The following is an 8,861-nucleotide window of genomic DNA, read 5'->3' on the forward strand; positions in this document are numbered from 1 at the left end:
GGGACACCGTTTCCGGTGTCCCCCTCAGGGCTGCTAGTCGCGGGCCGCGGTCAGGTGTTCCGCGTGTTCCTGGAGCGAACGGACTCCCACGTCACCGTGGTTGAGGGCGTCGATGCCCTGGACGGCGGCGGCGAGCGCCTGGACCGTCGTCAGGCACGGGACCGACCGTGCCACGGCCGCCGTACGGATCTCGTAGCCGTCGAGGCGGCCACCGGTGCCGTACGGGGTGTTGACGATGAGGTCGACCTCGCCGTCGTGGATGAGCTGGACGATGGTCTTCTCGCCGTTCGGCCCGGTGCCCTCGGACTGCTTGCGCACGACGGTGGCGTTGATGCCGTTGCGCTTGAGGACCTCGGCGGTGCCGGAGGTGGCGAGCAGTTCGAAGCCGTGGGCGACCAGCTCGCGCGCCGGGAAGATCATCGAGCGCTTGTCCCGGTTGGCGACCGAGATGAACGCCCGGCCCTTGGTCGGCAGCGGGCCGTAGGCGCCAGCCTGCGACTTGGCGTACGCCGTGCCGAAGACGGAGTCGATGCCCATGACCTCGCCGGTGGAGCGCATCTCCGGGCCGAGGACGGTGTCGACGCCGCGGCCGTGGATGTCGCGGAAGCGCGACCACGGCATGACGGCCTCCTTGACGGAGATCGGCGCGTCGAGCGGGAGCTCGCCGCCGTCGCCGTTCGCCGGGAGCAGGCCCTCGGCACGCAGTTCGGCGACGGTCGCGCCCAGCGAGATGCGGGCGGCGGCCTTGGCGAGCGGTACCGCGGTCGCCTTCGAGGTGAAGGGGACGGTACGGGACGCGCGCGGGTTGGCTTCGAGGACGTAGAGGATGTCCCCGGCCATCGCGAACTGGATGTTGATCAGTCCGCGCACGCCGACCCCGCGCGCGATGGCCTCCGTCGAGGCCCGCAGCCGTTTGATGTCGTGGCCGCCCAGGGTGATCGGCGGCAGTGCGCACGCCGAGTCGCCGGAGTGGATGCCGGCCTCCTCGATGTGCTCCATCACACCGCCGAGGTACAGCTCCTGGCCGTCGTAGAGGGCGTCGACGTCGATCTCGATCGCGTCGTCCAGGAAGCGGTCGACCAGGACCGGCCGCGAGGGGCTGATCTCGGTCGACTCGGCGATGTAGGACTCCAGGCGGGTCTCGTCGTAGACGATCTCCATGCCGCGGCCGCCGAGCACGTAGGAGGGCCGTACGAGGACCGGGTAGCCGATCTCGTCCGCGATGGCCTTGGCGCCGGCGAAGGTGGTGGCGGTGCCGTGCTTGGGGGCCGGGAGGCCCGCCTCGGCGAGGACGCGGCCGAAGGCGCCCCGGTCCTCGGCGGCGTGGATCGCCTCGGGCGAGGTGCCCACGATCGGCACGCCGTTGTCCTTGAGCGCCTGCGCCAGGCCCAGCGGGGTCTGTCCGCCGAGCTGCACGATGACGCCCGCGACCGGCCCCGCCTGCTGTTCCGCGTGGACGATCTCCAGGACGTCCTCCAGGGTGAGCGGCTCGAAGTACAGCCGGTCGGAGGTGTCGTAGTCGGTGGAGACGGTCTCCGGGTTGCAGTTGACCATCACCGTCTCGTACCCGGCGTCGGACAGCGCGAAGGAGGCGTGCACACAGGAGTAGTCGAACTCGATGCCCTGGCCGATGCGGTTCGGACCCGAGCCCAGGATGATCACCGCGGGCTTGGTCCGGGGCGCGACCTCGCTCTCCTCGTCGTAGGAGGAGTAGAAGTACGGCGTCTTGGCGGCGAACTCGGCCGCGCAGGTGTCCACGGTCTTGTAGACCGGGCGCACGCCGAGCGCGTGCCGCACCTCGCGGACGACGTCCTCGCGCAGGCCGCGGATCTCGGCGATCTGCTGGTCGGAGAAGCCGTGCCGCTTGGCCTCGGCGAGCAGCTCGGCGTCCAGTCGCTCGGCAGCGGCCAGCTCGTCCGCGATCTCCTTGATCAGGAAGAGCTGGTCGACGAACCAGGGGTCGATCTTCGTGTACTCGAAGACCTCCTCCGGAGTGGCACCCGCGCGGATGGCCTGCATGACGGTGTTGATGCGGCCGTCGGTGGGCCGTACGGACTCCTCCAGGAGGGCCGTCTTGTCGCCGGGCTCACCCACGAAGGTGAACTGGCTGCCCTTCTTCTCCAGGGAGCGCAGCGCCTTCTGGAAGGCCTCGGTGAAGTTGCGGCCGATCGCCATGGCCTCACCGACCGACTTCATGGTGGTCGTCAGCGTCGAGTCCGCCGACGGGAACTTCTCGAAGGCGAACCGGGGGGCCTTGACCACCACGTAGTCGAGCGTCGGCTCGAAGGACGCCGGGGTCTTCTCGGTGATGTCGTTGGGGATCTCGTCCAGCGTGTAGCCGACGGCGAGCTTCGCGGCGATCTTGGCGATCGGGAAGCCGGTCGCCTTGGAGGCGAGCGCCGAGGAGCGCGACACGCGCGGGTTCATCTCGATGACGATGACGCGACCGTCGACCGGGTCGATCGCGAACTGGATGTTGCAGCCGCCGGTGTCTACGCCGACCTCGCGGATGATCGCGATGCCGACGTCACGCAGCCGCTGGTACTCGCGGTCGGTCAGCGTCATCGCGGGCGCGACGGTGATCGAGTCGCCGGTGTGCACGCCCATCGGGTCGAAGTTCTCGATGGAGCAGACGACCACGACGTTGTCGTGCTTGTCGCGCATCAGCTCCAGCTCGTACTCCTTCCAGCCGAGGATGGACTCCTCCAGGAGCACCTCGGTGGTCGGCGAGAGCGTGAGGCCCTGTCCTGCGATGCGGCGCAGCTCCTCCTCGTCGTGCGCGAAGCCGGAGCCGGCGCCGCCCATGGTGAAGGAGGGGCGGACCACGACCGGGTAGCCGCCGAGTGTCTCGACGCCCTGGATGACGTCGTCCATGGTGTGGCAGATGACCGAGCGGGCGGACTCGCCGTGCCCGATCTTCTTGCGGACCTCCTCCACGACGTCCTTGAAGAGGTCGCGGTCCTCGCCCTTGTTGATGGCCTCGACGTTGGCGCCGATCAGTTCGACGCCGTACTTGTCGAGGGTGCCGGACTCGTGCAGCGAGATCGCCGTGTTGAGGGCCGTCTGGCCGCCCAGGGTGGGCAGCAGCGTGTCGGGGCGCTCCTTGGCGATGATCTTCTCGACGAACTCCGGGGTGATCGGCTCGACGTAGGTGGCGTCGGCGATCTCCGGGTCGGTCATGATCGTCGCCGGGTTGGAGTTGACGAGGATGACGCGCAGGCCTTCGGCCTTGAGGACGCGGCACGCCTGCGTGCCGGAGTAGTCGAACTCGGCGGCCTGGCCGATGACGATCGGGCCGGAGCCGATGACCAGGACGGACTGGATATCGGTGCGCTTAGGCACGCTGGCCCTCCATGACGGTGCTCATCAAAGACGTGAAGCGGTCGAACAGGTAGGCGGCGTCGTGCGGACCCGCTGCCGCCTCGGGGTGGTACTGGACGGAGAAGGCCGGCTGGTCGAGCAGCTGGAGTCCCTCCACGACGTTGTCGTTCAGGCAGACGTGCGAGACCTCCACCCGCCCGAACCTGGTCTCGCTGACCTTGTCGAGCGGCGCGTCCACGGCGAAGCCGTGGTTGTGCGCGGTGACCTCGACCTTGCCGGTGGTGCGGTCCTGCACGGGCTGGTTGATGCCCCGGTGGCCGTACTTCAGCTTGTAGGTGCCGAACCCGAGGGCGCGGCCCAGGATCTGGTTGCCGAAGCAGATGCCGAACAGGGGCGTCCTGCGCTCCAGCACGGCGGTCATGAGTGCGACGGGGCCGTCGGCGGTCGCCGGGTCGCCGGGGCCGTTGGAGAAGAACACGCCGTCCGGGTCGACGGCGTAGACCTCGTCGACACTCGCCGTGGCCGGCAGCACATGCACCTCGATGCCGCGCTCGGCCATGCGGTGCGGGGTCATGCCCTTGATGCCGAGGTCGATCGCGGCGACGGTGAACTTCTTCTCACCGATCGCGGGGACGACGTACGTCTCCTTGGTGGCGACCTCCTCGTACAGCGAGGCGCCCTTCATGTGCGGCTGGGCCTGCACGCGCGCGACGAGCTCGGAGTCGGGGGCGATCGCCTCGCCGGAGAACACCCCGGCGCGCATGGAGCCACGCTCGCGCAGATGGCGAGTGAGCGCGCGGGTGTCGATGCCGCTGATGCCGACGATGCCCTGCGCGACCAGCTCGTCGTCCAGGGAGCGCTTGGCGCGCCAGTTGGACGGCACACGCGCGGGGTCGCGCACCACGTAGCCGGAGACCCAGATGCGGCGGGACTCGTCGTCCTCGTCGTTCCAGCCCGTGTTGCCGATCTGCGGGGCGGTGGCGACGACGATCTGGCGGGCGTACGACGGGTCGGTCAGGGTCTCCTGGTATCCGGTCATGCCGGTGGAGAACACGGCCTCGCCGAACGTCTCCCCCACGGCCCCGTAGGCACGGCCGCGGAAGACCCGGCCGTCCTCCAGGACGAGTACCGCGGGAGACACCTCTTTCCTCTGCGAGGCGTTCCCCTTCGTGGAGGTCGTCATCGTGCGCCTTCCGTTTCCGTCGTGTTGATCATGGAGTTAATGGCGTCGACCCACTCGGTGTGCTCGGCCGCGCGGTCCGAGCGGAACCCTGAGTCGATCAGCCGTTCGCCGTGGGCCCAGGTCACCACGAGGAGCCCGCCCTCGGTGAGGACCTTGCCGGCGATGCCCTTGCCCAGTACGGCCTCGCGCAGGGCGTCGGCGGGGATGAAGAAGTCCGTCGCGCCGGGGCGCACGACGTCCAGGCCCTCGTCCGTCAGCGTGAGCTCGACGCGGCTGCGGGTACCGAGGCCGTGCGCGACGATCCGGTCGAGCCACTGTCCCGCGGTGGTTGAGCCGTGGTATCGGCCGCTCATGACCAGTTTCGCCGGGCCCGGCTCGTCCGGCGCGGTGGGGAGCTCGGGCAGGTCGCCCTGGAGCGTGCCGCGCCACTTCCAGCCCTCGCGCATCAGCCAGTAGACGAGCGCGACGAACAGGGCGAGGCCGACGAGCCAGCCGACACGGGCGGCCCAGTCGGTGACCTCGGCCGACTTCCTATCGGCAGCGAGACCGTTGGCCAGCAGGGTGAGTGATGTCACTGGAGCTTCCCGTCGACGAGCGTGGCCTTGCCCCGGAGCCACGTGTGCGTGACACGGCCCGGCAGCTCACGCCCCTCGTACGGAGTGTTGCGGCTGCGCGAGGCGAAGCCCGCGGGGTCCACCGACCCACGGTATTCCGTGTCGACCAACGTGAGGTTGGCGGGCTCACCAGCCGAGACGGGACGGCCGTGGCCGCTCGCCTGCCCGATCTTCGCGGGCTGGACGGACATGCGCTCGGCGACCCCGGCCCAGTCCAGGAGCCCGGTGTCCACCATGGTCTCCTGCACCACCGACAACGCGGTCTCCAGGCCGACCATGCCCATGGCGGCCGCGGCCCACTCGCAGTCCTTGTCCTCGTGCGGGTGCGGGGCGTGGTCGGTGGCGACGATGTCGATCGTGCCGTCGGCGAGCGCCTCGCGCAGGGCGAGCACGTCCCGCTCGGTGCGCAGCGGCGGGTTCACCTTGTAGACCGGGTTGTAGGACCGCACCAGCTCGTCGGTGAGGAGCAGGTGGTGCGGGGTCACCTCGGCGGTGACGTCGATACCGCGGGACTTGGCCCAGCGGACGATCTCGACGGACCCGGCGGTCGACAGGTGGCAGATGTGGACGCGGGACCCGACGTGCTCGGCGAGCAGGACGTCCCGGGCGATGATCGATTCCTCGGCCACCGCGGGCCAGCCCCCGAGCCCCAGCTCGGCCGAGACGACGCCCTCGTTCATCTGGGCGCCCTCGGTCAGCCGCGGCTCCTGCGCGTGCTGGGCGACGACCCCGCCGAACGCCTTCACGTACTCCAGCGCGCGGCGCATGATCACGGCGTCGTCGACGCACTTGCCGTCGTCGGAGAAGACGGTGACACCGGCCGCCGACTCGTGCATGGCACCCAGCTCGGCGAGCTTCCTGCCCTCCAGGCCGACGGTGACGGCCCCGATGGGCTGGACGTCGCAGTAGCCGTGCTCCTGGCCGAGCCGGTACACCTGCTCGACGACGCCGGCGGTGTCGGCGACGGGAAAGGTGTTGGCCATGGCGAACACGGCGGTGTAGCCGCCGGAGGCCGCCGCGCGCGTGCCCGTCAGCACGGTCTCGGAGTCCTCGCGGCCGGGCTCGCGCAGGTGGGTGTGCAGGTCGACCAGGCCCGGAAGGAGCACCTTGCCGGCCGCCTCGACGACCTCGGCGCCCTCCTCCGGAAGCCCGGTGCCGACCGCCTCGATGACCGCGCCGTCGATCAGCACGTCCTGCGGCTCGCCGCCGAGGACCTTCGCACCGCGGATCAGAATCTTGCTCATGGGTCTTACTTCTCCTCGGTACGGGTGTGGGAGAGGGCGGGCTCGTTGCCACCGAGCAGCAGGTACAGAACGGCCATCCGGATGGAGACTCCGTTCGCGACCTGCTCCACGACGGTGCAGCGGTCGGAGTCGGCCACCTCGGCGGTGATCTCCATGCCGCGCACCATCGGGCCCGGGTGCATCACGATGGCGTGCTCCGGCATCCGCGCCATGCGGTCGCCGTCCAGGCCGTAACGGCGGGAGTACTCGCGCTCGGTCGGGAAGAACGCGGCGTTCATGCGCTCGCGCTGCACCCGCAGCATCATCACCGCGTCGGACTTGGCGAGCGTGCTGTCCAGGTCGTACGACACCTCGCACGGCCAGCTCCCGACGCCGACCGGCACCAGGGTGGGCGGGGCGACGAGGGTGACCTCGGCGCCGAGGGTGTGCAGCAGGTCGACGTTGGAGCGGGCGACACGGCTGTGCAGGACGTCGCCGACGATGGTGATGCGTTTGCCGGAGAGGTCCTGGCCGAGCCCGGCGTCCCGTCCGACGAGCCGGCGGCGCATGGTGAAGGCGTCCAGCAGGGCCTGCGTCGGGTGCTGGTGGGTGCCGTCGCCGGCGTTGATGACGACCGCGTCGATCCAGCCGGAGGTGGCGAGCCGGTAGGGCGCGCCGGAGGCGCCGTGCCGGATGACGACGGCGTCGACGCCCATGGCCTCCAGGGTCTGGGCGGTGTCCTTGAGGGACTCGCCCTTGGAGACCGAGGATCCCTTGGCGGTGAAGTTGATGACGTCCGCGGAGAGGCGCTTCTCGGCGGCTTCGAAGGAGATGCGCGTACGCGTGGAGTCCTCGAAGAAGAGGTTGACGATCGTGCGGCCGCGCAGGGTCGGCAGCTTCTTGATCGGCCGGTCGGCGACCCTGGCCATCTCCTCGGCGGTGTCGAGGATCAGGACGGCGTCGTCGCGGGTGAGGTCGGCGGCCGAGATGAGATGACGCTGCATCTGTCAGGCTCCGTAAAGAAGTTCGGGAGATTACGGGCAGGCGGGGGCATGCCGGGGCGAGGCGTGCCCGTCGGCCTGCTGCTAGGTCTGCTTCACGCCGAGCAGCACGGTGTCGCGACCGTCCTCCTCGGCGAGCTGGACCTTGACCGTCTCCCGCAACGACGTGGGGAGGTTCTTGCCGACGTAGTCGGCGCGGATGGGCAGTTCGCGATGGCCTCTGTCGACGAGGACCGCGAGCTGCACCGCGCGGGGGCGCCCGATGTCGTTCAGCGCGTCCAGGGCGGCACGGATGGTGCGGCCGGAGAAGAGCACGTCGTCGACGAGGACGACCAGGCGGCCGTCGATGCCGTCACCGGGGATCTCGGTGCGGGCCAGCGCACGCGGCGGGTGCATGCGCAGATCGTCGCGGTACATGGTGATGTCGAGCGAGCCGACCGGGATCGTGCGGTCGGTGATCTCCTCCAGCTTGGCGGCGAGCCGCTGGGCGAGGAAGACGCCTCGGGTGGGAATGCCGAGCAGCACCACGTCGTCGGCGCCCTTGGCGCGTTCGACGATCTCGTGGGCGATGCGGGTCAGCACACGGGCGATGTCGGGGCCCTCGAGTACGGGCCGGGTGTCGGCGGCTTGCGGGTCCTGCTGCTTGTCCATATGAAACGGACCTCCTTCTCCGCCTCACGGGACGGACCTTAAAGGACGTCGGATTTGCGCCATCCACGCTACCAGGCCGGGGGGACGCCCCTGATCACCCCCTTGGCCTAATCGGACACACCTTCCCCGGAAGAGTCGGTGTGGACCATTCGGCTTGACGCAGAAGAGTCACGCTGCGTAACCTCACAGTGAGTTACCAGACGCGCGGTCGGGACCACTCAGCCGCGCCGATCCAGTGTCCGGGGAGCTATATGTCCAGCGAATACGCCAAACAGCTCGGGGCCAAGCTCCGGGCCATCCGCACCCAGCAGGGCCTTTCCCTCCACGGAGTCGAGGAGAAGTCCCAGGGACGCTGGAAGGCGGTCGTGGTCGGTTCGTACGAGCGTGGCGACCGTGCGGTGACCGTGCAGCGCCTTGCCGAGTTGGCGGATTTCTACGGGGTCCCGGTGCAGGAGCTGCTGCCCGGCACCACTCCGGGCGGGGCCGCCGAGCCGCCGCCGAAGCTGGTCCTGGACCTGGAGCGACTGGCCCACGTCCCGGCCGAGAAGGCCGGCCCCCTGCAGCGCTACGCGGCGACGATCCAGTCCCAGCGCGGCGACTACAACGGCAAGGTGCTCTCGATCCGCCAGGACGACCTGCGCACACTCGCGGTCATCTACGACCAGTCGCCCTCGGTCCTCACCGAACAGCTGATCAGCTGGGGCGTGCTGGACGCGGACGCGCGCCGCGCGGTGTCCCACGACGAGAGCTGAGCCGCTCCCAGCCTCAGCAGAAACGTGGGGGGGGGGGGGGGGGGGGGGGGGGGGGGGGGGGGGGGATGGGGGGGGGGGGGGGTGGGTGGGGGGGGTGGGGGGGGGGGGGAGAGAGG

Annotated in this window: 7 protein-coding genes; 1 reads left to right on the forward strand and 6 read right to left on the reverse strand. The window is 70.0% G+C overall.

Going from position 1 to position 8,861, the window contains the following annotated elements; all coding sequences use genetic code 11:
• Positions 1–33 precede the first annotated feature (33 nt).
• The 6 genes from carB to pyrR form a co-directional block, all read right to left on the reverse strand.
• Complete coding sequence (gene carB / locus ACZ48Z_RS00490) at positions 34–3,342, reverse strand: carbamoyl-phosphate synthase large subunit (protein WP_468733575.1); 3,309 nt, start codon at positions 3,340–3,342, stop codon at positions 34–36.
• Entirely contained in the window at positions 3,335–4,504 is a 1,170-nt protein-coding gene (gene carA, locus ACZ48Z_RS00495) for a glutamine-hydrolyzing carbamoyl-phosphate synthase small subunit (protein WP_468733576.1), read from the reverse strand. Before carA ends, carB begins: the two co-directional genes overlap by 8 nt.
• Positions 4,501–5,079, reverse strand: coding sequence for a PH-like domain-containing protein (locus ACZ48Z_RS00500; protein WP_468733577.1), 579 nt, complete (start codon positions 5,077–5,079; stop codon positions 4,501–4,503). Before ACZ48Z_RS00500 ends, carA begins: the two co-directional genes overlap by 4 nt.
• Positions 5,076–6,362, reverse strand: a complete 1,287-nt coding sequence (locus ACZ48Z_RS00505; RefSeq protein ID WP_468733578.1) for a dihydroorotase — start codon at positions 6,360–6,362, stop codon at positions 5,076–5,078. Before ACZ48Z_RS00505 ends, ACZ48Z_RS00500 begins: the two co-directional genes overlap by 4 nt.
• A 5-nt stretch (positions 6,363–6,367) precedes the next feature.
• Positions 6,368–7,345, reverse strand: a complete 978-nt coding sequence (locus ACZ48Z_RS00510; protein WP_468733579.1) for an aspartate carbamoyltransferase catalytic subunit — start codon at positions 7,343–7,345, stop codon at positions 6,368–6,370.
• Between the two features lie 81 nt (positions 7,346–7,426).
• A complete protein-coding gene (gene pyrR, locus ACZ48Z_RS00515) occupies positions 7,427–7,993 on the reverse strand; it encodes a bifunctional pyr operon transcriptional regulator/uracil phosphoribosyltransferase PyrR (RefSeq protein WP_468733580.1) in 567 nt (188 codons plus the stop codon).
• A 251-nt stretch (positions 7,994–8,244) separates the two neighbouring features.
• On the opposite strand from pyrR, the gene bldD reads away from it, so the two are divergent.
• Positions 8,245–8,745, forward strand: a complete 501-nt coding sequence (gene bldD / locus ACZ48Z_RS00520; protein ID WP_152786397.1) for a transcriptional regulator BldD — start codon at positions 8,245–8,247, stop codon at positions 8,743–8,745.
• Positions 8,746–8,861: the final 116 nt, after the last annotated feature.

This window comes from Streptomyces sp. NPDC031225, assembly GCF_055570355.1.

Coding starts and splice junctions, on each gene's coding strand:
- carA (WP_468733576.1), bottom strand. CDS start 4,504: ATGACGACCTCCACGAAGGGGAACGCCTCGCAGAGGAAAGAGGTGTCT.
- ACZ48Z_RS00505 (WP_468733578.1), bottom strand. CDS start 6,362: ATGAGCAAGATTCTGATCCGCGGTGCGAAGGTCCTCGGCGGCGAGCCG.
- ACZ48Z_RS00510 (WP_468733579.1), bottom strand. CDS start 7,345: ATGCAGCGTCATCTCATCTCGGCCGCCGACCTCACCCGCGACGACGCC.
- pyrR (WP_468733580.1), bottom strand. CDS start 7,993: ATGGACAAGCAGCAGGACCCGCAAGCCGCCGACACCCGGCCCGTACTC.
- bldD (WP_152786397.1), top strand. CDS start 8,245: ATGTCCAGCGAATACGCCAAACAGCTCGGGGCCAAGCTCCGGGCCATC.